At 62.6% G+C, this 23,175-nt stretch carries 20 protein-coding genes; 7 read left to right on the top strand and 13 right to left on the bottom strand.

Annotation, left to right across the window (positions count from 1 at the left end; all coding sequences use genetic code 11):
- Window positions 1-5: 5 nt before the first annotated feature.
- Together ACGYLX_RS02830 and ilvC are read right to left on the bottom strand one after the other, a co-directional pair.
- The gene (locus ACGYLX_RS02830) at window positions 6-926 is read right to left on the bottom strand and encodes a DMT family transporter (RefSeq protein ID WP_168611967.1); all 921 of its coding nucleotides are present in this window, start codon (window positions 924-926) and stop codon (window positions 6-8) included.
- Between the two features lie 76 nt (window positions 927-1,002).
- Complete coding sequence (gene ilvC / locus ACGYLX_RS02835; RefSeq protein ID WP_168611968.1) at window positions 1,003-2,025, bottom strand: ketol-acid reductoisomerase; 1,023 nt, start codon at window positions 2,023-2,025, stop codon at window positions 1,003-1,005.
- Between the two features lie 134 nt (window positions 2,026-2,159).
- Between ilvC and ACGYLX_RS02840 the strand changes: the two genes are divergently transcribed.
- The 3 genes from ACGYLX_RS02840 to ACGYLX_RS02850 all read left to right on the top strand — a co-directional run bounded on the left by ACGYLX_RS02840 (window position 2,160) and on the right by ACGYLX_RS02850 (window position 4,254).
- Complete coding sequence (locus ACGYLX_RS02840) at window positions 2,160-2,615, top strand: Lrp/AsnC family transcriptional regulator (RefSeq protein WP_168611969.1); 456 nt, start codon at window positions 2,160-2,162, stop codon at window positions 2,613-2,615.
- Window positions 2,612-3,067: an Lrp/AsnC family transcriptional regulator gene (locus ACGYLX_RS02845; RefSeq protein WP_168611970.1), complete on the top strand. Its 456-nt coding sequence runs from the start codon at window positions 2,612-2,614 to the stop codon at window positions 3,065-3,067. Before ACGYLX_RS02840 ends, ACGYLX_RS02845 begins: the two co-directional genes overlap by 4 nt.
- 62 nt (window positions 3,068-3,129) lie before the next feature.
- A complete protein-coding gene (locus tag ACGYLX_RS02850) occupies window positions 3,130-4,254 on the top strand; it encodes an aminotransferase class V-fold PLP-dependent enzyme (RefSeq protein ID WP_168611971.1) in 1,125 nt (374 codons plus the stop codon).
- A gap of 18 nt (window positions 4,255-4,272) precedes the next feature.
- Here ACGYLX_RS02850 and ACGYLX_RS02855 read toward each other — a convergent pair whose 3' ends face one another.
- Entirely contained in the window at window positions 4,273-5,472 is a 1,200-nt protein-coding gene (locus ACGYLX_RS02855; RefSeq protein WP_168611972.1) for a UbiH/UbiF family hydroxylase, read from the bottom strand.
- The gene (locus tag ACGYLX_RS02860; RefSeq protein ID WP_168612035.1) at window positions 5,472-6,119 is read right to left on the bottom strand and encodes a pyrimidine 5'-nucleotidase; all 648 of its coding nucleotides are present in this window, start codon (window positions 6,117-6,119) and stop codon (window positions 5,472-5,474) included. Before ACGYLX_RS02860 ends, ACGYLX_RS02855 begins: the two co-directional genes overlap by 1 nt.
- 101 nt (window positions 6,120-6,220) lie before the next feature.
- Here ACGYLX_RS02860 and ACGYLX_RS02865 point away from each other — a divergent pair, with 101 nt between their 5' ends.
- A complete protein-coding gene (locus ACGYLX_RS02865) occupies window positions 6,221-6,874 on the top strand; it encodes a GntR family transcriptional regulator (RefSeq protein ID WP_168611973.1) in 654 nt (217 codons plus the stop codon).
- On the opposite strand, the gene ACGYLX_RS02870 is transcribed toward ACGYLX_RS02865, so the two are convergent.
- Both ACGYLX_RS02870 and carA read right to left on the bottom strand, forming a co-directional pair.
- Window positions 6,825-8,768, bottom strand: coding sequence for a glycosyltransferase family 2 protein (locus ACGYLX_RS02870; RefSeq protein WP_168611974.1), 1,944 nt, complete (start codon window positions 8,766-8,768; stop codon window positions 6,825-6,827). The genes ACGYLX_RS02865 and ACGYLX_RS02870 overlap by 50 nt on opposite strands.
- A gap of 93 nt (window positions 8,769-8,861) precedes the next feature.
- Window positions 8,862-10,022, bottom strand: coding sequence for a glutamine-hydrolyzing carbamoyl-phosphate synthase small subunit (carA, locus tag ACGYLX_RS02875; protein WP_168611975.1), 1,161 nt, complete (start codon window positions 10,020-10,022; stop codon window positions 8,862-8,864).
- Between the two features lie 195 nt (window positions 10,023-10,217).
- Between carA and ACGYLX_RS02880 the strand changes: the two genes are divergently transcribed.
- Window positions 10,218-10,676 carry a GatB/YqeY domain-containing protein gene (locus tag ACGYLX_RS02880; protein ID WP_067262660.1) on the top strand — a complete coding sequence of 153 codons (459 nt, stop codon included), beginning with the start codon at window positions 10,218-10,220 and terminating at the stop codon, window positions 10,674-10,676.
- Window positions 10,677-10,744: 68 nt separating this feature from the next.
- Here ACGYLX_RS02880 and ACGYLX_RS02885 read toward each other — a convergent pair whose 3' ends face one another.
- From ACGYLX_RS02885 to ACGYLX_RS02905, 5 genes are all read right to left on the bottom strand, one after another.
- Window positions 10,745-11,227 carry a DUF2244 domain-containing protein gene (locus ACGYLX_RS02885; protein WP_168611976.1) on the bottom strand — a complete coding sequence of 161 codons (483 nt, stop codon included), beginning with the start codon at window positions 11,225-11,227 and terminating at the stop codon, window positions 10,745-10,747.
- Between the two features lie 79 nt (window positions 11,228-11,306).
- Window positions 11,307-11,681, bottom strand: a complete 375-nt coding sequence (locus ACGYLX_RS02890) for a VOC family protein (RefSeq protein ID WP_168611977.1) — start codon at window positions 11,679-11,681, stop codon at window positions 11,307-11,309.
- Window positions 11,682-11,730: 49 nt separating this feature from the next.
- Window positions 11,731-15,171 (bottom strand): pyruvate carboxylase, encoded by a 3,441-nt coding sequence (locus tag ACGYLX_RS02895; protein WP_394447243.1) that lies wholly within the window; start codon window positions 15,169-15,171, stop codon window positions 11,731-11,733.
- A 101-nt stretch (window positions 15,172-15,272) separates the two neighbouring features.
- Complete coding sequence (locus ACGYLX_RS02900) at window positions 15,273-16,421, bottom strand: alpha-hydroxy acid oxidase (RefSeq protein ID WP_168611979.1); 1,149 nt, start codon at window positions 16,419-16,421, stop codon at window positions 15,273-15,275.
- 97 nt (window positions 16,422-16,518) lie between these two features.
- Complete coding sequence (locus ACGYLX_RS02905) at window positions 16,519-17,292, bottom strand: hypothetical protein (RefSeq protein ID WP_168611980.1); 774 nt, start codon at window positions 17,290-17,292, stop codon at window positions 16,519-16,521.
- A gap of 194 nt (window positions 17,293-17,486) precedes the next feature.
- Here ACGYLX_RS02905 and ACGYLX_RS02910 point away from each other — a divergent pair, with 194 nt between their 5' ends.
- Window positions 17,487-19,904: a UvrD-helicase domain-containing protein gene (locus tag ACGYLX_RS02910; RefSeq protein ID WP_168611981.1), complete on the top strand. Its 2,418-nt coding sequence runs from the start codon at window positions 17,487-17,489 to the stop codon at window positions 19,902-19,904.
- Between the two features lie 237 nt (window positions 19,905-20,141).
- Here ACGYLX_RS02910 and ACGYLX_RS02915 read toward each other — a convergent pair whose 3' ends face one another.
- Window positions 20,142-20,354 (bottom strand): DUF1127 domain-containing protein, encoded by a 213-nt coding sequence (locus ACGYLX_RS02915; RefSeq protein ID WP_067262642.1) that lies wholly within the window; start codon window positions 20,352-20,354, stop codon window positions 20,142-20,144.
- 598 nt (window positions 20,355-20,952) lie between these two features.
- On the opposite strand from ACGYLX_RS02915, the gene ACGYLX_RS02920 reads away from it, so the two are divergent.
- Complete coding sequence (locus ACGYLX_RS02920; protein ID WP_168611982.1) at window positions 20,953-22,017, top strand: Mrp/NBP35 family ATP-binding protein; 1,065 nt, start codon at window positions 20,953-20,955, stop codon at window positions 22,015-22,017.
- A gap of 18 nt (window positions 22,018-22,035) precedes the next feature.
- Here the strand turns inward: ACGYLX_RS02920 and ACGYLX_RS02925 are convergent, their stop codons facing one another.
- The gene (locus tag ACGYLX_RS02925; RefSeq protein WP_168611983.1) at window positions 22,036-22,803 is read right to left on the bottom strand and encodes a hypothetical protein; all 768 of its coding nucleotides are present in this window, start codon (window positions 22,801-22,803) and stop codon (window positions 22,036-22,038) included.
- Window positions 22,804-23,175: the final 372 nt, after the last annotated feature.

Here is a 23,175-nt window from a genome sequence, read left to right on the forward strand (position 1 = left end):
CTGTTCTACCCGCGCTGGAACAACCGTTTCAGCGCGTCGTATTGGCTGAGCCCGACCCCCGCAAGGATCAGCGCCATCGCGTAAAGCAGCGACATCGGCAGCGGCTCTGACAGCACCAGCGCGCCCAGCAGGACCGACCAGACTGGCACTTGGTAATTCACCAGTGACATGAAGACCGGGCCCGCGGTGCGCACCACATAGACCCGCAAAAACGCCGCGCCTGCGGTGGGGATGAGGCCGAGAAAGGCCAGCACGGCCAGTATCTTGGGCGTGGGCAGGGGCGGCGGGCCCTCGCTGAGGAAGGCGGCGGGCAGCATGACCACGGCACCGATCAGCATCAGCACCGTCCCCAGCCCAATTGGATCCACAGAAGGCAGCCGGCGCATGAGGACCGAGCTGACGGCATAGCAAGAGGCCGCGGCGACGCAGGCCATCCGCCCCGCCGTTTCCATCGCAGCGCCGGTGCTTTCAAACGCCTGCCCGCCGATCAACACGACGACGCCGACAAAACCGATGACAAAGCCGCCGACCTTGCGCGGGGTCATGCGCTCTCCCGGCAGCAGGAAATGGGCCATGGGTAGGACGATCAGTGCGACAGAAGCCATGGTCACCCCGGCAAAGCCCGAGGTCACATATTGCTGCCCCCATGCGAGCAGCGAAAAGGGCAGGGCCGAGCTGATGATGCCGATGGTCACCAGCACGAGGATGTCGGAGGCCGAGGGGCGCGCGGTGAAGAGCGCGAACCCCCGCAGGGCCCAGAGCGCCAGCATCACCACCGCCGCCAACCCGATCCGCGAGGCGGCGAGCCAGAAGGGCGTGATCCCGGTGAGCGCCACTTCGGTAAAAAGAAAGGTGCCCCCCCAAACAAACCCTAAAAGGGCGATCAGCAGCCAGCTTGTCAGCGTGATTTGAGGCGTGGTGTTCATCGGGGCTCCGGCGTAAAGGCAAAGACCCCGGCGCGAGGCCGGGGTCGATGTCGTCTTATCTCTGGGGAGATTTGGCTCAGTTCTTGGCCTTGTCCACCATCTTGCCTGCGGAAATCCACGGCATCATCTCACGCAGCTTTTCGCCGACCTGTTCGATGCGGTGCTCGTCGTTGATGCGACGGGTCGCTTTGAACGAGGGCTGGCCCACGGCGTTTTCCTGCATGAAGTCACGCACGAATTTGCCGTTCTGGATGTCGGTCAGCACGTCTTTCATGCGCTTCTTGGTCTCGTCGTAAGGCAGGATGCGAGGCCCGGAGACATATTCGCCGTATTCCGCCGTATTGGAGATCGAGTAGTTCATGTTGGCGATGCCGCCTTCATAGATCAGGTCGACGATCAGCTTCACTTCGTGCAGACATTCGAAATAGGCCATCTCAGGGGCGTAGCCGGCTTCGACCAGCGTCTCGAAGCCCATGCGGATCAGTTCAACCAGACCGCCGCAGAGCACGGCCTGCTCGCCGAAGAGGTCGGTTTCACATTCCTCGCGGAAGTTGGTCTCGATGATGCCAGAGCGGCCACCGCCGATGGCGGAGCAGTAGGAGAGGCCGATTTCCAGCGCCTTGCCGGAGGCGTCTTTGTCGACGGCCACGAGGCAGGGCACGCCGCCGCCTTTGGTGTATTCGCCGCGCACGGTGTGGCCGGGGCCTTTGGGGGCCATCATGATCACGTCGACGCCTTCTTTCGGCTCGATCAGGCCGAAGTGGACGTTCAGACCGTGGGCGAAGGCAATGGCGGCACCCTCGCGGATGTTGTCATGCACGTATTTCTTGTAAGTTTCAGCCTGAAGTTCATCGGGCATGGTGAACATGATCAGGTCGGCCCAAGCGGCGGCTTCGGCGATGCCCATGACCTTGAGGCCTTCGCCCTCGGCCTTGGCGGCGGAAGCGGAGCCTTCGCGCAGGGCGACGACGAGGTTCTTGGCACCGGAATCGCGCAGGTTCAGCGCGTGGGCGTGGCCTTGGGAGCCGTAGCCGAGGATCGCCACCTTCTTGTCCTTGATGAGGTTCACGTCGCAGTCGCGGTCGTAGTAAACGCGCATGATCTTGTCCTTTGGTTTGTCTCGTTCTGGGTCTCACCATAGCGAAGTCGCGCGCAGTAGCCATTGTCATCGCAGAGGTATTTGTGAAAGGATGAAGATAGTTATTCGTGGTATCGCTATAAAACGGAAAAATCATGCTTGATGATCTGGATCGCCGTATTCTGCGCTATTGGCAGGCGGAGCCGAGTCTCAGCCCCGGGGAGTTGGCGGAGCGGTGCAATATCACCTCCGGCAAAGCGGCGCGGCGGATTGCGCGGCTGCAAGATCAGGGGATCGTGCAGGGCAGCGGGGTGGTGATTGATTGGGCGGCGCTTGGCTATGCTTTGGAGGTGTCCTTGCGGGTGACCTTGGACAAGACGCAGGCGAATGCTTTTGATGTCTTCATGGCCGAGGCGCGACAGGTGCCTGAGGTGATCGAGTTGCAGACCTTTTTGGGGCGGGTTGATCTGCGGCTTTCGATCATTGCGCGGGACATGGGGCATTATCAGCAGATTTATCGCAGTCGCATCCTGACCCTGCCGCATATCGCTGAGATCGAGGCGCTGATGCATGTCGCGCGGATCAAGACGCAGGAGGGGCTGCCGCTGTGATCGAGCTTGATGACATTGACCGCGCCCTGCTGCGGGCGCTGGCACGGGACGCCAATCAAAGTGCCAGTGCCTTGGGGCGGCGGTTTGGTCTGTCGCAGCCTGCGACATGGCGGCGGATCAAACGGCTGGAGGAGGGCGGCGCGATTGCCGGGCGGCGGTTGCGCTTGAATGCCGAGGCTTTGGGCTTTGGCGTCACGGTGTTTCTTGGCATCAAGCTGGCCACGCGCGGGCGGGTCAGTTTGGAGGATTTCGAGCGGGCGGTTTCGGCCATTCCCGAGGTGCAGACGGTGGAGCATGTTTTGGGGTTGTTCGACTATCGTCTGCGGGTCGTGGCGCGAGACCTGCCGGATTTCGAACGTGTTCTCAGGCGGCGGATCATGACCCTGCCCGGCGCGGGGGAGGTGGAGGCCAATGTGCTGTTGAGCGAAGAGCGCCTGCCGGGGCCGCTTTAGCCGCATTTGCCTTTTGCTGTGGCGGGCCATATGCCTTTGCTTCGAATGATGGAGGAAGAACGATGGCATTGCTCAACACGGTAGACCCTTCGGGGCTTGATGAATTCAGCGTGGTCTTTACCGACCGGTCGCTCAATCACATGTCGGCGGAGTTTCAGCAGGTCATGCGCGACCTCTCGACCTGGCTGGGTGAGGTCTATAACGCCGATGCCGTGGTGCTGGTGCCCGGTGGCGGCACCTATGCGATGGAGGCCGTGGCGCGGCAGTTCGCGCGGGGGCAGGATGTGCTGGTGGTGCGCAACGGCTGGTTCTCTTACCGCTGGAGCCAGATCATCGAGAGTGCCGATCTGACCAATAGTGCCGAGGTGATGAAGGCGCGGATGCAGGGCAATGCCAGCCCCGCGCCCTTTGCGCCCGCCCCGATCGACGAGGTCACCGCCGCGATCCGCGCGCAGAAGCCGCAGGTGGTGTTCGCCCCGCATGTGGAGACGAGTTCGGGCATGATCCTGCCGGATGACTATATCAAGGAAATGGCCACGGCGGCCCATGAGGTGGGCGCGCTGATGGTGTTGGATTGCATCGCCTCGGGCTGTGTCTGGGTGGATATGAAGGCGCTTGGAGTCGATGTGCTGATCTCGGCCCCGCAGAAGGGGTGGAGCGCCTCGCCCTCGGCCGGTTTGGTGATGATGTCGGCGCGGGCCGCGGCGCGGCTGAATGAGACCACGTCGGACAGTTTCGCCATCGATCTGCGCAAATGGCGCGACATCATGAAGGCCTATGAGGCGGGCGGTCATGCCTATCACGCCACCATGCCGACGGACGCGCTGCGCGTGTTCCGCGATACGGTGAAAGAGACGCGGGACTATGGGTTCGACCGGCTGAAAGAGGCGCAGTGGCGTTTGGGCGAAGCGGTGCGTCAGGCCTTGGCCGAGCGCGGTGTAACCTCAGTCGCCGCAGAGGGGTTCGCCGCGCCGGGGGTGGTCGTGTGCTATACCGCTGATCCCGATGTGCAAAACGGCAAGGCTTTCGCCGCCCATGGCATGCAGATCGCCGCCGGGGTGCCGTTGCAGGTGGGGGAGCCGGATGATTTCCGCACCTTCCGTCTGGGGCTGTTCGGATTGGACAAGCTCTATGATGTCGACGCGACTGTAGCGCGGCTGACGGCGGTGTTGGACGAGGTTCTGTAAGACCCTCTGCGCCGCGGGTCAGCGGCGCAGGCCCAGCCCCATTTGCATCAACATCTTGCGCACCGGGGGCAGGGCGTAAAGCGCGTTGAGCCCCGCGGCGCGCGCGTCTCGGGCAAGCGGGCTGCTGGCTTGGCTGGCGCGGTTCAGCAGGTCGATGCCTCGGACCCTGAGCGCGATATCGGCGTGGCGGGCCTTGTGATAGGCCTCCAGCATCTCGGCATCGCCGAGGCGTTCGGGCGCGGCGCGGGCGAGTTCCAGCAGGGTCGCCATATCGGTCAGCGACATGTTCAACCCCTGTGCCCCGATGGGGGGCAGCACATGGGCGGCTTCCGCCACGAGGGCCAGCCGTTCGGCAGAAAGACGTTTGGCCTCTTGGCTGATGATGGGCCAGAGGGCGCGGGGGCTGGCGAGGGTGAGCGGGCCGAAGAGATTGGCCGACCGCGCGGTCGCCTCGGCCTCGAAAGCGGCGGGGTCGAGCGTGCCGCGGGCTTGGGTTGCGGGGCCATCATCCATCCAGACCACGGCGGAACAGGGCATGCCGTCGCGATCGGGTAGGGGCACGAGGGTGAAAGGCCCGCCCGAGCGGTGTACCTCGGTCGAGACATTCTCATGCGGGATCGGATGGGTCACGCAAAAGGCCAGCGCCTTTTGACCGTAGCGGCGGGTGGTGACTTCGATCCCGGCGGCCTCGCGCATCGGGCTGTTGCGTCCGTCGGCGGCGATCACCAAGCGTGTTCTGATCCGGCTGCCGTCGCTCAGGCCCACGCGGGCCTCGCTTTGCCGGGTGAAAAGTGTCGTGGTGCCGGTGCCGGGGCGAAAATCGATGTTGGGCAGCTCGTTTAGGCGGGTGAGAAGTTCACGGCGCAGCAGCCAATTTGGGAAGTTCCAGCCGAAGGGGGCATCTGAGATATCGGCGGCGTCGAACTCGCGGGTGACGCGGGGGCTCGGGTCTTCGCCGCCCGCATCGACGATCCGCATGATCTGCAAAGGGGCGGCATGGGGGGCGAGGCGGTCCCATAGTCCGGCGTCTTCTAAGAGCAGACGCGCCGGTTGCAGCAACGCGGTGGAGCGCATGTCGGCCCCCTTGGCGGCGCCATCGGTGACCGGCGGGGTGGGGTCGACGCAGATCATATCGAAGCCCGCCGCGCCAAAAGCCGCCGCCGCAGTCAGCCCGGCGATGCCGCCGCCGGAAATCAGAATATCGCAATCGAAGGTCATCAGCCCGCCACCCGTGTTAAGAATTCGCAAAGATCCTGCGTATGGTAGTGGATGTGATCGCCTTCGCCACGTTCCGGGGCCACATGCACCGTGCGCATCCCCATAGCGTGGGGCGCGGCGAGGTTGCGCGGATCATCCTCGAACATGGCGGCGTAGGCGGTCTGGAACCCGTCGATGCCAAAGACCTTATCATAGGCGGCGGCTTCGGGTTTGGGCAGGAAATCAGCGTGTTCGACACCATAGACCGCGTCGAAAAGCCCTGAAAGGCCGCGGGCCTCAAGTACCCGTTCGGCGTAGGGAGCGCAGCCGTTGGTGTAGACGATACGCCGCCCCGGCAGCACGCGAATGGCCTGAGCGAGCAGCGGGTCGGGGGTGAGCCGATCCATCGGAATGTCATGCACCTCGGTCAGGTAGGGGCCGGGGTCGACGCCGTGTTCGCGCATCAAGCCGGCCAGCGTGGTGCCGTATGTCTGCCAATAATGCTGGCGCAGGTGGTTGGCCTCGGCGCGGTCGACCTTGATCGCACGCATCACCCAATCGACCATACGCGCTTCGATCAGGTCGAAAAGCCGCGCCTCGGGCGGGTAGAGCGTCTGGTCGAGGTCGAAGACCCAAGTGGTGACATGAGAAAAAGCATCGCGCGGCATGGCGCAGAGGTAGGCCGAGACGCGCAGCCGCGCAAGCCCTGCTGGGTTGCGCAAATGGTCGCGGTGAGTAAGGTGGCGCAACTTTCAAGGACTGATAGCTGATGCCCGACCCCAAGACCGGCCCGACCGACGCCTATTCGATGATTTTGGAGGCCATCGACATTGGCACCTATCGCCCCGGTGACCGCTTGGTGGAGAGCGAGTTGGCCGAGCGTTTCGGCGTCTCACGAACGCCGATCCGTGAGGCATTACAACGGCTTGAGACGCAATCCTTGCTGATGCGTGACGGGCGTAGCCTGATCGTGGCCTCGCTGGATCACAACCAGATGGCCGAGCTTTACGTTGTACGGGGCGAGCTGGAGGGGCTGGCCGCACGTCTGGCCGCGCGCCATGCCACCGCCGAGGAGGTGCGCGTGCTGCGCGAGATGGTGGATACCGACAACGCGCTGGCGGGCAATCCCAATGCGCTGGCACGGGCCAACAAACGGTTTCACAAGCAGATCCATCTGGCGTCGCACAACCGCTATCTGGTGCAGCAGCTCGACCTCGTGCACCGCTCTATGGCCTTGATGGCGACTTCATCCCTCGCGGTGGAAGGGCGGGGGGAGATTGCGCAGGCCGAACATAACCGCATCGTGGAGATGATCGAAGCCCGCGATGAGGATGGCGCGGATGAGGCGCTGCGCACGCATATCTCCGTCGCCTTCATGACCCGGTTGAAGCAGGAAGCGGCCCGGCGCGAGGATGATTTTTGAGCCTTTTGCGGGGTTTTACATAGCGCGGCAGAGTATGCCCATGGGCGGTTTTGTCCCAAAAATGTGGGCTGCGATAGAGCTCAAACAGCGCTTTGGCGGCGGCCAAGGCGCCTAATGCGAAGTAGAGCGGGCAGGTGATGACCCACGGTAGCAGATGCCGTTGACCCCGGTTTGAGACCGCGATGGTGGCGGCGCAGAAGTTCAGCAATTCCGATAGGATGAACAGCGCGAAGATCGCCGTCAGGACGGGTGGCGCAAGCCAGTCCGTGACCGGGTGATACAGCCCAAAAAAACTCAGCCACAGCGACCAGAGAAGGGGCGCGAGGGCGAATTGCGAAACCGTGGCGAGGAAGATCGCCTGCACGCCAATGAACCGCAGGGGGCCGAGGTCTTTCAGCAGGGCGCGTGGTCTTTGCATATGGACCGCCCAAGTGATGAGATATCCCTTCAGCCAACGGGATCGTTGCCGCACCCAAGGCCAAGGCCGGCAATTGGCCTCTTCATAGGTGATGGTGCGCATCAGTTCGGTCACATAGCCGCGCCGCGCCAGCCGGAGGCCCAGATCGGCATCCTCGGTCACGTTATGGGCGTCCCAAGCGCCGAGCCGTTCGAGGATGTCGCGCCGGAAAAACAGCGTGGTGCCGCCCAGCGGGACGACCAGCCCCAGCCGGGCCACGCCCGGTAGGACCACCCGCCACCAAGTCGCATACTCGATCGAAAAACAGCGGGCCATCCAATTGCCGCGGCTGTTGTAGAAATCTAGAACCCCTTGCAAACAAGCGGTATTTTCGGGCGCGTTGTGAAAGCGGGTCACAATTTGTTCGATCTGGTCCGGCTCCGGCGCATCCTCGGCATCCCAAACGCCGATGATGCTGCCGCGGCAGAAATCGAGCGCGTAGTTCAACGCGCGGGGCTTGGTCTTGAGCGCCCCGGCATCGGGCACTTCGATCACGCTGATCCATGGCGGCAAGGGGGTGCGGGCGATGGTCGCACGTGTGAGCTTGTCACTCGCTTCGAGGACCAGAACCACCTCCAGCAGCGATTTTGGGTAGGTGAGCCGCGAAAGCCGCGCGATCAGCGCCTGCGCGATCTCTTCCTCATGCAGCAAGGGCACGAGAACCGAGACACGGGGCAGGCGAAACCCCTTAATCTCTGCGGCATTTGGCAGCGACCGAGGGGGCTTGGGCCGGGTGAGAGAGGCCCAAAGGGCCGCGGCCTTGAGCCCGCTGGTCAGCAGCAGAGTGAGCGCGCCACAGAGGAGAGCGATCGTAAGGAGGGCGGAGGGGAAAAACACCAGTAGCGCAAAGAGCGACAGCAGAATACCCCGCAGCGCAGACCGCCGTTTCCAGCTGCGCACGCCCCAGTTCCGACAGCTTTCGGCATCCGCGACGCGGGTGACGGCATGTTCCGCGAGTTCCGCGGCATAGAGCCTGCCGATCTGGATCTGCACCTGCCGGGGGTCGGCGACGACCAACACCAAGGTTTTCCCACGCTCCCCCAAGGCGTTGCAAAGGTGAGGAAATTCCGCGGGGCGACCGCTGGCCACGAAAAGCCGGTCCCCCAGTTCCAGCCATGGCACGGCACCGAATTGCAGACAGAGACGCGCGGGTATCCGAGCCGCAAGACGCTGATCGCAGGGGCTGCGGGTCAAGTCGACAGGTTGGGCGCCATACTGCCGGGCAAGCGCTTTGACGATGTCATCGGGGGCAACCAACCCTTCGGTGGCCAGAACTTCGCCAAGAGGGGCGTCGATGCGGCGCTGTAGGTCAAGCCCGTGCAGCAGATCGCGCGGGCCGATGACCCCTGCGGCGATTAAATGTTGGCCCAACCGCATCCGGCGAGCGGGCGCGGTGGCCATCCGCGGCGCTGAGAGTTTCAGGCGAAGGTTGCTCATTCCGTGCCCCGTCGAGGTTCCGGAATGAGACTGGCAGGCGACCGTTAATCGAGAGTTAAAAGTCGCCTGTGCAATCAGTGCATGTAGAAAATTTTACGCGCTGCGCTCGGCCATTGCTTCGCTAAACCGTTCGAACAGGTAATAGCTGTCTTGCGGGCCGGGGCTGGCTTCGGGATGGTGCTGGACCGACCAAATCGGGCGGCCATCGACGCGGATGCCACAGTTCGACCCGTCAAAGAGCGAGACATGCGTCTCGCGCACGCCCTCGGGCAGAGATTGCCCGTCGACCGCGAAACCGTGGTTCATCGAGGTGATCTCGACCTTGCCGGTGTCGTAATCCTTGACCGGGTGGTTGGCGCCGTGATGGCCGTGGCTCATCTTAACGGTGGTCGCCCCAAGCGCTAGCGCAAGCATCTGGTGGCCAAGGCAAATGCCAAAGACCGGCAGATCGGTTTTGTCCAGAACCTCGCGGATCATCGGCACGGCATAGGCGCCCGTCGCCGCCGGATCGCCGGGACCGTTGGAGAGGAAGACGCCATCGGGCTCATGGGCCATGATGTCGTCATAGGTCGCGGTGGCGGGCAGTACGGTGACATCGCAGCCCGCAGAGGCGAGGCAGCGCAGGATGTTGCGTTTCGCGCCATAGTCCACGGCGACGACCTTGTGCTTGGCTTCGGTCTGGGGCGCGTAGCCGTCGGGCCATGCCCACCGCATCTCGTTCCAGCGATAGGTCTGGGCGCAGGTCACGTCCTTGGCCAGATCCATCCCTTCGAGCCCGGCAAAATCGCGCGCGGCGGCGACCAGCGCTTCGATGTCGAAGTTACCATCCGGGTCGTGGGCGAGGGCGGCGTGCGGCGCACCTTGCTGGCGGATTGCGCGGGTCAGGCGGCGGGTGTCGACACCGCCGATGGCGATGCGCCCGCGCGACGCCAGCCAATCCGACAGCGGCTGAATGTTGCGCCAGCTGCTGGGCGTGGTGGGCATCCATTTGACGACCATGCCCGCAGCGACCGGATCGCCGGTCTCATCATCTTCGGAGTTGGTGCCGACATTGCCGATATGCGGGAAGGTGAAGGTCACGATCTGGCCCGCATAGGACGGGTCGGTCATGATCTCTTGGTAGCCGGTCATCGCGGTGTTGAAGCACAACTCCGCCACGGTCTGGCCGGTGGCGCCAAACCCCATGCCGTAGAAAATCGATCCATCCGCAAGGGCAAGGCAGGCGGTTGGGCGTGGGCGAGCGGGCGCGGACATGGGGCAGTCTCCGGGCAGAAAGGGTGCGGGTAAACGGGTGGCAACCTAATCCCGCGCGGGCGCGGGGTCAATAGGCGGAGGGAAAAGAGATATCGTTTCAGATCAGTAGTTTACCTATGGTCGCCCCCCATTGCTCCGCAGCGAGAGAGCAGCTAAGCTGCGACCCTTGGATTTAGCGAAACACAGGAAACCACCATGTCATTGCGGATGCGCATCTCGGATGCTTTGAAACAGGCCATGAAAGACAAGGCGGCGGACCGGCTTTCGACGCTGCGGCTGATCAATGCCGCGATCAAGGACAAGGACATCGCCGCCCGGGCCAACGGCAAGGATGAGGGCGTGTCGGATGCCGAGGTGCTGGGCATCCTCAGCAAAATGGCCAAACAGCGTCAGGAATCGGCGCGCGCCTATGAAGAGGGCGGACGGCTGGACCTCGCGGAGCGCGAGCGCGAAGAGGTCGAGGTGATCGAAGAATTCCTGCCAAGGCAGCTCAGCGTCACCGAAACCGCCGCCGCCGTGGATAAGGCCGTGGCCGATGTCGGCGCGACTTCGATCCGCGACATGGGCAAGGTTATGGGGCTGCTGAAAGAGCGTTATACCGGCCAAATGGATTTCGGCGCAGTGGGCCCGGTTATCAAAGACCGCCTGAGCTGAGCCGCAATTGAGTTGAAAAACAGAGGGCTGGGCCGCAAGGTCTGGCCCTTTTTAGTGTCTGGCCCTTTTCAGTTCCGCAGATGCCGTGCCAGATCGTCGTAAAGCGCGATGCGCTCTTCTTCGCTGAGAAAGGCGCCGATCTCAACCTCGCGGCCCTCGCCGCGTAGGGTGACGTAATGCGGCACGGGGCCGTCATCGTCGTATTTCTTCACTTGGGTCCAATAGCGGTTACAGTCCCAATCCTTGACCTCGCCCTTGGCGGTGGTGTGCACCAGCCGCGCCGTGGTGTCGTCGAGGGTCAGCACCTCTTCGATCTGGCGGGCGCGGTGATTGTGTTGCAAGGCCCAATAGACCGCCCCCAAGGCCAGAAGCACGAAGGGCAGCAGCCCCCAGAGCAGGGCGGTGCCGAGCATGGCGAAAAGCGGAATCATAGCCAGCGTAAAAGTGGCCAGCATAAAGGCCGCAAAACCGCGCGCGGGCAGGGATTGATGCGGCCAAAGGCGCATCTGCTGCGGAGTGGCGCGGGGCGGGGTGGTCCATTCGTAGGGCATGGGATCGCTCAGGCTCAGTCAAAAGCCAAAATAGCGATGGGCCGGGCAATGGCAATGCGGCGCGGAGCCGCGGGAGGGGTCAATCACCCAGCAAATCCCAACGGTTTCCGAAAGGATCGCGAAAAACGGCCACTTTGCCATAGGGCTCATGACGCGGTTCTTCTTCGAAGGTCACGCCCGCAGCGGTCAGACGGTCGAATTCCGCCGCGAAATCCTTAACCTTCAAGAACAGCCAAACACGGCCCGCACCCTGATTGCCGATGGCGGCGCGCTGCGCCCCTCCGTCCGCCCGGGCCAGAACGAACCCCGTCTCGGCGCCGGGCGGGGTGACGCGGACCCAGCGTTTGCGGCCTTGGTCGACGTCCTCGGTCAGTTCGAACCCCATGACGCCGCAGTAAAAGGCGATGCCGGCGTCATAGTCGGGCACGATCAGGGTTATCGCAGTGAGGTGCATCGGCTTGCTTCGGCTGGAGGCGCGGCAAGGGGCCGCGCCCGGGAATGATTTACTCTAACTCGACGAGCAGGTCCTTCGCATCGATCTGGCCACCGGCCTGAACATGCACGGCCTTTACCACCGCATCGCGTTCTGCGTGAAGGCCCGTCTCCATCTTCATCGCTTCGATGGTCAAAATCAGGTCGCCCGCCTTGACCTGCTGGCCCGCCTTCACCCCGACGGAGGCCACGACCCCCGGCATCGGCGCGCCGATGTGATCGGGATTGCCCGCCTCGGCCTTGGGGCGCTGCACCGTGGCATCCTTGACCAGCCGGTTCGCCACACGGATCACCCGCGGCTGGCCGTTGAGTTCAAAGAAGACCTTCACCTCGCCATCCTCACCGGCCTCGGATTCGGCCTGAAGACGGATTTCCAAGGTTTTGCCGGGATCGATCTCGGCCGAGATCTCCGCCCCCGGTTCCATGCCGTAGAAGAAGGTATGCGTGGGCAGGGTGCGCACCGGGCCATAGACGCGGTGGCGGCCCATGTAGTCGAGGAAAACCTTGGGATACATCAGATAGCCGCAGAGGTCTTCGTCGTCGATCTGCAGGCCGTCCAACTGCTCGGAAAGCTCCTTGCGCACGGCCTCTAGATCGACGGGTTCCAGATGTTTGCCGGGGCGTTCGGTGTTCGGCGTCTCGCCTTTCAGCACCTTCTTGACGATGCCCGCCGGGAAGCCATTCTGCGGCTGGCCGAGGTTGCCGCGCATCATGTCGATCACGCTGTCGGGGAAGGAGACATCGACATTCGGGTCTTCGACCTGCGCCCGGGTCAGCCCTTGGGAGACCATCATCAACGCCATGTCGCCCACGACTTTGGACGAGGGCGTGACCTTCACGATATCGCCGAACATCTGGTTCACGTCCGCATAGGTGCGCGCCACCTCGGGCCAGCGGTCTTCCAGCCCCATGGAGGCGGCCTGCGCTTTGAGGTTCGTGAACTGGCCCCCGGGCATTTCGTGCAGGTAAACCTCGGAGGAGGGCGCCTGCATCCCGGTCTCAAAGGCCGCGTAATGGCCACGCACTTCTTCCCAGTAATCAGAGATTTCGCGCACGGCCTTCATGTCGATCCCGGTGTCGCGGTCGGTATGTTGCAGGGCCGAGACCACGGTGCCGAGCGTCGCCTGAGACGTGTTGCCCGAAAGCGCATCCATCGCGCAGTCGACCGCATCGACGCCCGCCTCAGAGGCCGCGAGGATGGTGGCCGTGGCACTGCCCGCCGTGTCATGGGTGTGGAAATGAATCGGCAGACCAACCTCGGATTTCAACGCCTTGACGAGCGCGCGGGCCTGAGCGGGTTTCAACAGGCCTGCCATGTCTTTCAGCCCCAACACATGCGCGCCGGCGGCTTTCAGTTCCTTGCCCATATTGACGTAATACTGAAGGTCGTATTTCGCCCGGTCCGGGTCAAAGATGTCGCCCGTGTAGCAGATCGTGCCCTCGCAAATCTTGCCGGATTCTACGACTGCATCCATCGCCACGCGCATGTTCTCAACCCAGTTGAGACTGTCGAACACGCGGAACACGTCGACGCCGGTATTGGCCGCCGTGGCCACGAATTTCTGCACCACGTTGTCGGGGTAATTGGTATAGCCCACCCCGTTGGAGGCGCGCAGCAGCATCTGGGTCATCACATTGGGCAGGGCCGCGCGCAGGTCGCGCAGGCGCTGCCACGGGCATTCCTGCAAGAAGCGATAGGCCACATCGAAAGTCGCCCCGCCCCAGCATTCGACCGAGAAGAGCTGCGGCAGATTGGCGGCATAGGCGGGGGCTACCTTGATCATATCAAGGCTGCGCATCCGCGTGGCCAAGAGCGACTGATGCGCATCGCGCATGGTGGTGTCGGTGATGAGCAGTTGGCGCTGCTGGCCCATCCACTCGGCCACCGCCTCGGGGCCCTTTTGTTCCAAGAGGTTACGCGTGCCCATCTGCGGCTCGCCGCGCAGCACGGGCGGCTTGGGGTCGCGCACATGGGCGGCGGGCAAGGCATGGCCCTTGGTCTCTGGATGGCCGTTGACGGTGATGTCGGCGATATAGGTCAGCACCTTGGTTGCGCGGTCGCGGCGCTGCTCGAACTGGAACAGCTCGGGCGTCTCGTCGATGAATTTGGTGGTGTATTCGTTGTTCAGAAACGTCGGGTGTTTCAGCAGGTTCTCGACGAAGGCGATGTTGGTGCTAACCCCGCGCACCCGGAACTCGCGCAGGGCGCGGTCCATCCGGGCGATGGCCATCTCGGGCGTCGGCGCCTTGGCGGTGACCTTGGTCAGCAGGCTGTCGTAATAGCGCGTGATGACCCCGCCCGCATAGGCCGTGCCGCCATCGAGCCGGATGCCCATGCCGGTGGCCGAGCGGTAGGCGGTGATGCGGCCATAGTCGGGGATGAAATTGTTCTGCGGGTCTTCGGTGGTGACGCGGGTTTGCAAGGCGTGGCCGGTGAGGGTGATGTCCTCTTGCCGCGCCTTGCCCGTCGCTTCGGCCAGCGGTTTGCCCTCGGCAATGAGGATCTGGGCGCGGACGATGTCGATGCCGGTGACCTCTTCGGTCACGGTATGTTCGACCTGGACGCGGGGGTTCACCTCGATGAAGTAGAAATTGCCGGTTTCCATATCCATCAGGAATTCGACGGTGCCCGCGCATTCATAGTTCACATGGGCGCAGATTTTGCGGCCCAATTCGCAGATTTCGGCGCGTTGCTCCTCGCTCAGATAGGGGGCGGGGGCGCGTTCGACGACCTTTTGGTTGCGGCGCTGGACCGAGCAATCGCGTTCGTACAGATGGTAAATGTCGCCCTGTTTGTCGCCGAGGATCTGCACTTCGACATGGCGGGCGCGCAGGATCATCTTCTCCAGATAGCCCTCGCCATTGCCGAAAGCGGCTTCGGCCTCGCGGCGCCCTTCGCGGACTTTTTCTTCCAGTTCCTTTTCGGACATGATCGGCCGCATCCCGCGCCCGCCGCCGCCCCAAGAAGCTTTGAGCATCAGGGGGTAGCCGACCTCGGCCGCCTCGGCGCGGATCGCGTCCATGTCTTCGCCCAGCACTTCGGTGGCGGGGATGACCGGCACGCCCGCCGCCATCGCGACGCGGCGGGCAGAGGCTTTGTCCCCCAAGGCGCGCATCGTCTCGGCCCGCGGGCCGATGAAGGTGATGCCGTTCTTCTCGCAGGCATCGACGAATTCCGGGTTTTCCGACAGCAGGCCATAGCCCGGATGGATGGCATCAGCACCCGACGCCTTGGCCACGCGGATCATCTCGTCGATGCTGAGATAGGCCGCGACGGGGCCGAGACCTTCACCGATGCGATAGGCCTCATCCGCTTTGAAACGGTGCAGGCCCAGCTTGTCCTCCTCGGCGTAGACCGCGACCGTTTTCTTGCCCATCTCATTGGCGGCGCGCATGATGCGGATCGCGATCTCACCACGGTTCGCGATCAGGATCTTTTTAAAATCGGTCACTGGCTGGTCTCCCCTGCTGGTTTTAAAGGCAGCTTAGGGATGCTGCGGTGCAGCGCAAGAGGACTGTGGCCGTCTTTGTCACATTTCTGCAAGCTTTCCGATCAGAACGGCGACAGATCAAAGGGGGGAGGAAGGTCGCGCAGGTTTTGCGCGCCCAGCTGTCCCATATTGGCGGTCAGGTCGCGGGCAAGCACATCGATCAGGTGATCGACCCCGCGCGGCCCAAGGGCGGCGAGGGCAAAGTGGAAGGCCCGGCCCAGCATGACGAAATCCGCGCCGAGCGCGAAGGCACGCAGAATGTCGAGGCCCGATTCCACGCCGCTGTCAAAGATCACCGGCAGTTTCGTGGCGGCACGAATGGCGGGCAGCGCCTCGGCGCTGGCGGGGGCCGCGTCGAACTGGCGGCCCGCGTGGTTCGAGACCCAGATTGCATCGGCCCCGGCCTTTTCCATCTTCGTGGCGTCTTCGGGGCGCAGCACGCCTTTGATCACCAGCGGACCCTGCCAGTGGTCGCGCAGCCAATGCAGATAATCCCAATCGGGCGCGGTGCGCAGCAGATAGCCCACATGCGCGGTCGGCGGCAGGTTCGCGGTGGCCGTGCCTTCGGTGTATTTGTCGAGCATTTTCATATGTGGCAGACCCCGACGGGCCATGCCCATTGCCCAAGCGGGGCGCATCGCGACCTGCGCCATCAGCCGCGGGGTCAGTTTGGGCGGGCTGGTCAGGCCCGAACGGGTTTGCCGCTCACGGCGCGAGGCGACCGGTACGTCGACGGTCAGGACCAAAGTCGTGAAACCCGCAGCCTTGGCCCGCGCCAGCATATCGGTCCGAATTTCCGGGTCGCGCGGGGGGTAGAGTTGGAACCAACCATGCGCGCCCAAATGGGGCGCTACATCTTCCGGGCAGGTTGCGGCCACGGTGGACAGGCCAAAGGGAATGCCAGCACGATCCGCCGCGCGGGCAAGATGGGCTTCGGCATCGGGCCAGATCAGGCCGGACATGCCCAAGGGGGACATGCCGAAGGGCAGGGGGAGCTTTTGCCCCATCAGATCGACGCTGAGGTCAGGTGTGAATTCGCCGTGCAACACCGAAGGCATCAGCCCGACGCGGTCTAGGGCCGCGCGATTGCGGTGTTTGGTGGCCTCCGTCCCGGTGGCGGAATCAAGGTATTCCCAAACGAATTTCGGCAGGCGCGACTGCGCGCGGCTGCGAAGGTCCGAAAGGGCGGGGTAGGTTGCATGTAGGTCCATGGCGGCATTTGCGCCAAAGGGTTGCGGTTTGTCCAGATGGTGCGGCTGCGTCGGAGCCGGGGTGAGGGTGCTGCCGTCCGGGTGGGGCGCCGAGGCGCTACTGCCGAAAAACGGACCGGGCCAGCGGTGCGGCCTCGCTTACCTTTCGCACCGGAGGGGTCGGTAGGTTGTCGGCCATATCGACAAGCGCCGCGATGGCTGCTTCGATTTCGTCGCCTTCACTGGCGCTGGCGTCCTCCATGTCGATCAGATGCACGGTCGGATTGGCCTCGGCATCCAGACGTTCCTGCGCGATCGAGCGTAGCTCTTGCATGGTGCTATCGATGGCGCGGCAGAGCCCGGCCAGCATCCCCGCCGACCCGGTAAGCTTCGCCGGATCGATCAGCCCCTTTTCGGCGGCATCCAGCACCGTCGAGATTTGTTCGAGTTTGAACGAAGATGTCGCCGCGAAATAGCGCACATCCTCAAAAGCGAGGGTATCGCGGTTGTCCCGCTGCACCCGCTCCACAACGATGGCGCTGCCCACCACCCGGTCGAGGCCGCGGTAAGATTGCACATGATGCAACGTGGTGTCCCAAATCAGCGGCCCTCTTGGCATATGCAGCATCTCGCGATAGCGGATTTGCCCCGCGTTTGAGACGCAGCGCGCATAGCGTTCATTGACCGCCTCGGCCTCTTCATGGGGCATGAAACTGTGCAGGGGGCGGTTTATGACCTCGCTCATCACCATGCCGCTATGCGCCTCATGGGCGGTGTTGAGGGCCAAAAGTTCGAAATGCCCGCTGTCCGCGTTCAATTCGGCAATGAACATCGGCAGTTTGAACCGGTCAATCTCTCGGCGCAGTACCGAAGTATCATCGTTTCTGAACATGAGCGGTTCCTCTCGTTTATCGTTGTGTCAGCACATTGCCGCCAAAGCATTATCAACGGGTAAAGATTTCCCCCGCATTTTAAATTCACCCGGTTTTGCCCGCAGTGGCGCCAAATCGGGACTTGAATATCTTTCGAAAGAACATTTGAGGAACGTCTCTTTATCTCGTACCCCGGACGCGCTAGATTGCGGGCATGAGTGATTTTGACGAAATGGACGCCTTTGAGGGCGCCTCTCTCTCCGCCCGCGCCATGGCCGCGCGTCCGCAGCCTTATCTGGAGGGGTTGAACCCCGCCCAACGGGCCGCGGTCGAGACGTTGGATGGCCCCGTACTGATGCTCGCCGGGGCGGGCACCGGCAAAACGCGGGCGCTGACGGCGCGAATCGTGCATCTGCTTAACACCGGGCGCGCGCGCCCGCATGAGGTTCTGGCGGTCACTTTCACCAACAAGGCCGCGCGGGAGATGAAGAACCGCGTGGGCCAGATGCTGGGCCAACAGGTCGAAGGGATGCCGTGGCTCGGCACCTTTCACGCGATCTGCGTCAAGCTGCTGCGGCGGCATGCGGAATTGGTGGGGCTGAAAAGCAATTTCACGATTCTCGATACGGATGACCAGTTGCGCCTGCTCAAACAATTGGTCGCCGCCGAAGGGATCGACGACAAGCGCTGGCCCGCACGGATGCTGGCGGGGATCATCGACGGCTGGAAAAACCGCGCGCTGACCCCGGACAAGATCCCGAGCGCGGATGCCGGGGCATACAATCACCGCGGGCCGGAAATTTACGCGAAATATCAACGCCGTCTGATCGAATTGAACGCGACCGATTTCGGCGACCTGCTGCTGCATATGGTAACGATTTTCCAGGCGCACCCGGATGTGTTGGCGCAGTATCAGCGTTGGTTCAAATACATCCTCGTCGATGAATATCAGGATACCAACGTGGCCCAGTATTTGTGGCTGCGGCTTTTGGCGCAGGGGCACAAGAACATCTGCTGCGTGGGCGACGACGACCAGTCGATCTATGGCTGGCGCGGGGCTGAAGTGGGCAACATCCTGCGGTTTGAAACGGATTTCCCCGGCGCCCATGTGGTCAAGCTTGAGCAGAATTACCGCTCGACCCCCCATATCCTCGCCGCCGCCTCGGGCGTGATCGCGGGCAATGAGGGGCGCTTGGGCAAGACGCTCTGGACCGAAGAGACCGAGGGCGAAAAGGTCCGCCTGATCGGCCATTGGGATGGCGAGGAAGAGGCCCGTTGGATCGGGGAAGAGATCGAATCCGCGCAGCGCGGAACGAGGGGGCTCGACCCCTTCTCGTTCGACGATATGGCGATTCTCGTCCGGGCGAGCCACCAGATGCGCGCTTTCGAGGACCGGTTTTTGACCATCGGCCTGCCTTATAAGGTGATTGGCGGTCCGCGATTCTATGAGCGTTTGGAAATCCGCGACGCCATGGCCTATTTCCGCGTGGTCACCAGCCCCGATGATGATCTTGCCTTCGAGCGGATCGTGAACACGCCCAAGCGGGGTTTGGGCGAGAAGGCGCAGCAGAAGATACAGCGCACGGCGCGGGATCATGGGGTGAACCTTGTCGAAGGCGCGCGAATCCTTCTCGCCCATGGCGGGATCAGCGGCAAAGGGGCGGCGCAACTGCGGCTTTTGATCGACGGGATCGACCGTTGGTCGTCGATGTTGCAAGGCCCGCGGATCGAGATCAGCGAGGACGACACGGTGCTGGATGATGGTGCCGCGCCGCTGCGGATGGATTATGGCCCGCCCGAAGTGTCCCATGTCGAACTGGCCGAGATGATTCTCGACGAAAGCGGCTACACCGGCATGTGGCAGAATGACAAAACGCCCGAAGCGCCGGGGCGGCTGGAAAACCTCAAGGAACTCGTCAAAGCCTTGGAAGGGTTCGAGAACCTGCAGGGCTTCCTCGAACATGTCAGCCTGATCATGGATAATGAGCAGGAGGGCGATGGCGAGAAGGTCTCGATCATGACGCTGCACGCGGCCAAGGGTTTGGAATTCCCCATGGTTTTCCTGCCAGGCTGGGAAGATGGGCTGTTCCCCTCGCAGCGTTCGATGGATGAAAGCGGGATGAAAGGGCTCGAAGAAGAGCGGCGGCTGGCCTATGTCGGCATCACCCGGGCGGAGCAGATTTGCACCATCTCTTTTGCTGCCAATCGCCGGGTCTTTGGCCAATGGCAAAATGCGATGCCGTCGCGTTTCATTGATGAGCTGCCCGAAGAACATGTGGATGTGCTGACTCCGCCGGGGCTTTACGGCGGTGGCTTTGGCGCGGCCATGCCGCAATCGGACCTACATGACCGTGCCGCAAGCGCGAATGTCTATAATTCACCGGGCTGGAAACGCCTGCAATCACGCAGCGGGGCGCGGGGCACGAGCCAGTCGCGCGAAAGCCGCAATGTCACGATCGACATGCAAGCCGTCGCCGCCTTTGAAATGGGCGAGCGCGTTTTCCATGATAAATTCGGCTATGGCGAAGTGATTGGCATCGAAGGTGACAAGATGGAAGTCGCCTTTGAGAAGGCCGGGACCAAAAAGGTCGTCTCGCGCTTCTTGACCGGCGGGAAAGACGTACCGTTCTAAATCAAATCTTGCGGTGGGCTGTCAAAAGCCTGCCTAAACAGGGCTTTACAAACAAAAACGACGACACCTTGGGAGGAAGGTGCCGCCGTTTCTATGTCGGCCCGAAGCGTCGAGGGAGGGTCGGCTTCGGGTCTCCTTGCGGGGTCCGCCTCATTCAGGGAGGAGGAAAGTGACGCGCACCCCGGCTTTCAGACGGCAGAACAGGGAGGGGTTCTGACGTCCGATCTCTATCTCTGCTTAGCCGCGGGAAGATTCCCATGCGACGCGGCGCAGTTCGGAACGGCTCAGACCAAGGTCGGCCAGTTCACGGTTGCTCAACGCGCTCAGACCGTCGAAAGTTTCACGGTACAGACGGTGCTGTTTGTAGCGGGTTGCCAGTGCTTCGAATGCGCCGCCGATACGGGCGAAGACGGAAGTTGTGTTTGCGGTGGTTGTGTTCATGTAAGCCATTTCGGCGCCTCTTTTTTCATCTGTGGATCATCTCGTTGCCTGCTATTTACGCCCTTTCTGCATTTGCACAACGGGCATAAAGTCAATGCCGCTATGCAGAAAGCGCATAGGTTCTGAGTGGCGCAACTAGTTGATAAAAAACGGTTTTGCCCGCGCGGCAAAAGGGCGCAGGGTCATAAAACTGTCATATATGGGGAGGGGGGAAAGGGGGCGACGACATCTGGGAGGAGGTAGATGTCGCCGCCAATAACAGACACATCCGGGAGGAGGATGGACGCGTCTGGTCTTTCCAAACTTGCCTGCATCCGGGAGGAGGAGTGGATGCATCCAAGTCTTGGTAAAATCAGACACATTCGGGAGGAGGAATGTGTCTGGTCTTTCCGAAAGCGGGGCGCTTGGCCCTGCCTATGAACCTAAGTTAGCGCTAATTGCTGCGCCTGCACAATATTTCTTTTTGCAATGCTGCCATGCAGCAAAAACATGGTGCCCCTGCGTAATCCTTGGGCATTGTGCCTCTTCCCTATGCAAAAAGGGCCGTCCCCTTGCGCTTGGCGCAGAACCTGCCATTTCAGAAGCCGTAATAGAGGAGAATTTGCGCATGTCTGTGACCAAAGCAGAAGTCGAAGCGGCGCTGGCGCGGGTGCAACTGCCCGACGGCAAGAGCCTGCTGTCCCATGATCTGGTCCGCGCGCTGGTGGTCGAAGGTGATAAGGTGCGATTCGTCATCGAAGCGCCCAATGCCGATGTGGCGAGGCAGATGGCGCCTTTGCGCGACGCAGCAGAGCAGGTGGTCCGCGATCTGCCGGGGGTGGGTGATGTATCGGTCGCGCTGACCGCGCATGGCCCCGCACCGAAAGCGCCCAGTCTCAAGGTCGGCGGGCATCCCAAACCGCAAGAGGGGCCGATGAAACCCAGCGGCGTGAAGCGCATCCTCGCCATCGGCTCGGGCAAGGGTGGTGTGGGTAAATCCACCGTCAGTTCCAACCTTGCCGTGGCGCTGGCGCGGGCCGGGCGCAAGGTGGGGCTTCTGGATGCCGATATCTATGGTCCCAGCCAGCCGCGCATGATGGGGGTCAACAAGCGCCCGGCGAGCCCCGATGGTAAGACGATCATTCCCTTGCAGGCCCATGGCGTGACCCTGATGTCGATCGGCTTTATGCTTGAGGAGGGCAAGGCCGTCGTCTGGCGTGGGCCGATGCTGATGGGCGCGCTGCAGCAGATGCTGGGGCAAGTGGAATGGGGTGAGCTGGACGTGCTGCTCGTCGATCTGCCGCCCGGCACCGGCGATGTGCAACTGACGCTTTGCACCAAGTCCGAGCTTTCGGGCGCCATCGTGGTCAGCACGCCTCAGGACGTGGCGCTGATCGACGCGCGCAAGGCGCTTGACATGTTCGCCACATTGAAAACCCCGGTGCTGGGACTGATCGAGAATATGTCGACATTCGTCTGCCCCGATTGTGGCTCTCAGCATGAGATCTTTGGCCAAGGCGGTGTGGCGGCGGAGGCCGAGAAGATGGGCGTGCCGCTTTTGGGCAGCCTGCCGATTGATCTCGATACCCGTTTGGCCGGGGATAGCGGCACGCCGGTCGCCGTAGGCGAGGGGCCGATGGCCGATGCCTATGCCCGGCTCGCAAAGGGCTTGATCGACGGTGGTATGGCCTGATGAGGGTGGCGCGGGCGGTTACCCCAGCTCGCGCCCTTCGATCAAGTAGCCATAAAGTGTGGTCAGCATCGAGACGAAAACCAGCCCCTCTATAAGGTAGAGCAGGGAATCCAGCATCAGCCGCAGTCCGGGGTCGGCGGGCAGCAACATGCTGGCGATCACGCCGAGCAACGTGTTCACCACCGCCAGCAACACGGCCAGCGCCCAAAGCGTGCCGGCCAAAGGCTCGGTCGCGCGCCAGCTGTCGCGGACCGACATGACGTGGCCAAGAGCGGCGGCGGGCAGAACGAGGCTGAGCCGCAGCGCCAGCCAAAGAAAGGCCACTCCTGCCACCAGTCCGATCAACAGCAGTGCCGCCGGGCTCGACCCGGTCAGCCCGCCCAGAAGTAGCATGGCAAGGCCGATGGGAATGGCCGCGAGAAACTGCACGAAACCCAGAACGATGGCCCGCCAGACATAGGCCCAGAACAGCCCCATGCCCGGGCGCAGGGCGCTTCCTTTGTGATCAAGCAAGACATAGCGGTGCCAGAGGATGGCCATCAGCGCATAGCCAAGGATGCCCGCCAGCCCGCAGGCGATCAGGATCAGAAGTTGACCCGCAGGCGGCGGGGCGGCGTTCTCGATCACCTGATCCATGGCCCCAAGCGCATCCCCCGCCAGCAAGCCCGCTGCAGCGGCGGCCCCCATCACCCAAAGCACCGCAGGCAGGATCACCCGCAGCGTGGTTGAGGGCGCGTGAAACAGCATGTTCAGCGCGTGGGTAAATAGAGCCGTGGCTTGGATCATGATGCACTCCCTCCGTTTCGCGCCATTACATGCCGTGCGTGGGCCGAAAGGACAAGATACCGCTGTCGGGAGGAGCTGCGCGGCTGGGAAAGCATGGGCCGCTGGGAGGTCATGGGAAAAGTCGCGGGAATGCATGGGAAGTCTGGGAAATCATGGGCGCCCCTTGCGCTATTGGGGGTCTTGCCCGATTCGCAGCCACGGGAATTGGCGTGCAATTCGAATGCTCTGCGCGCATTCTGCGGAACAGGCAACGAACATGTCCTGTGGATAACTATGTGAGCAAATTTTAGTGGGAAACTGTGGGATATTGTGCAGGTCGCAATTCGTTAACAAGATATAGTGTTTCGGACTTAAACGGTCCCAAATTAAGCC

Source organism: Sulfitobacter sp. 1A13496, assembly GCF_043557225.1.
Lineage (GTDB): Bacteria > Pseudomonadota > Alphaproteobacteria > Rhodobacterales > Rhodobacteraceae > Sulfitobacter > Sulfitobacter faviae.

Excerpts from the sequence above, each read along its gene's own strand:
- ACGYLX_RS02860 (WP_168612035.1), bottom strand. The coding sequence starts at position 6,119 with ATGCCGCGCGATGCTTTTTCTCATGTCACCACTTGGGTCTTCGACCTC.
- ACGYLX_RS02905 (WP_168611980.1), bottom strand. The coding sequence starts at position 17,292 with ATGTTCAGAAACGATGATACTTCGGTACTGCGCCGAGAGATTGACCGG.
- ACGYLX_RS02920 (WP_168611982.1), top strand. The coding sequence starts at position 20,953 with ATGTCTGTGACCAAAGCAGAAGTCGAAGCGGCGCTGGCGCGGGTGCAA.
- ACGYLX_RS02915 (WP_067262642.1), bottom strand. The coding sequence starts at position 20,354 with ATGGCTTACATGAACACAACCACCGCAAACACAACTTCCGTCTTCGCC.
- ACGYLX_RS02925 (WP_168611983.1), bottom strand. The coding sequence starts at position 22,803 with ATGATCCAAGCCACGGCTCTATTTACCCACGCGCTGAACATGCTGTTT.
- carA (WP_168611975.1), bottom strand. The coding sequence starts at position 10,022 with ATGTCCGCGCCCGCTCGCCCACGCCCAACCGCCTGCCTTGCCCTTGCG.
- ACGYLX_RS02870 (WP_168611974.1), bottom strand. The coding sequence starts at position 8,768 with ATGAGCAACCTTCGCCTGAAACTCTCAGCGCCGCGGATGGCCACCGCG.
- ACGYLX_RS02865 (WP_168611973.1), top strand. The coding sequence starts at position 6,221 with ATGCCCGACCCCAAGACCGGCCCGACCGACGCCTATTCGATGATTTTG.
- ACGYLX_RS02890 (WP_168611977.1), bottom strand. The coding sequence starts at position 11,681 with ATGCACCTCACTGCGATAACCCTGATCGTGCCCGACTATGACGCCGGC.
- ilvC (WP_168611968.1), bottom strand. The coding sequence starts at position 2,025 with ATGCGCGTTTACTACGACCGCGACTGCGACGTGAACCTCATCAAGGAC.
- ACGYLX_RS02885 (WP_168611976.1), bottom strand. The coding sequence starts at position 11,227 with ATGCCCTACGAATGGACCACCCCGCCCCGCGCCACTCCGCAGCAGATG.
- ACGYLX_RS02880 (WP_067262660.1), top strand. The coding sequence starts at position 10,218 with ATGTCATTGCGGATGCGCATCTCGGATGCTTTGAAACAGGCCATGAAA.
- ACGYLX_RS02830 (WP_168611967.1), bottom strand. The coding sequence starts at position 926 with ATGAACACCACGCCTCAAATCACGCTGACAAGCTGGCTGCTGATCGCC.
- ACGYLX_RS02910 (WP_168611981.1), top strand. The coding sequence starts at position 17,487 with ATGAGTGATTTTGACGAAATGGACGCCTTTGAGGGCGCCTCTCTCTCC.
- ACGYLX_RS02855 (WP_168611972.1), bottom strand. The coding sequence starts at position 5,472 with ATGACCTTCGATTGCGATATTCTGATTTCCGGCGGCGGCATCGCCGGG.
- ACGYLX_RS02840 (WP_168611969.1), top strand. The coding sequence starts at position 2,160 with ATGCTTGATGATCTGGATCGCCGTATTCTGCGCTATTGGCAGGCGGAG.
- ACGYLX_RS02900 (WP_168611979.1), bottom strand. The coding sequence starts at position 16,421 with ATGGACCTACATGCAACCTACCCCGCCCTTTCGGACCTTCGCAGCCGC.
- ACGYLX_RS02850 (WP_168611971.1), top strand. The coding sequence starts at position 3,130 with ATGGCATTGCTCAACACGGTAGACCCTTCGGGGCTTGATGAATTCAGC.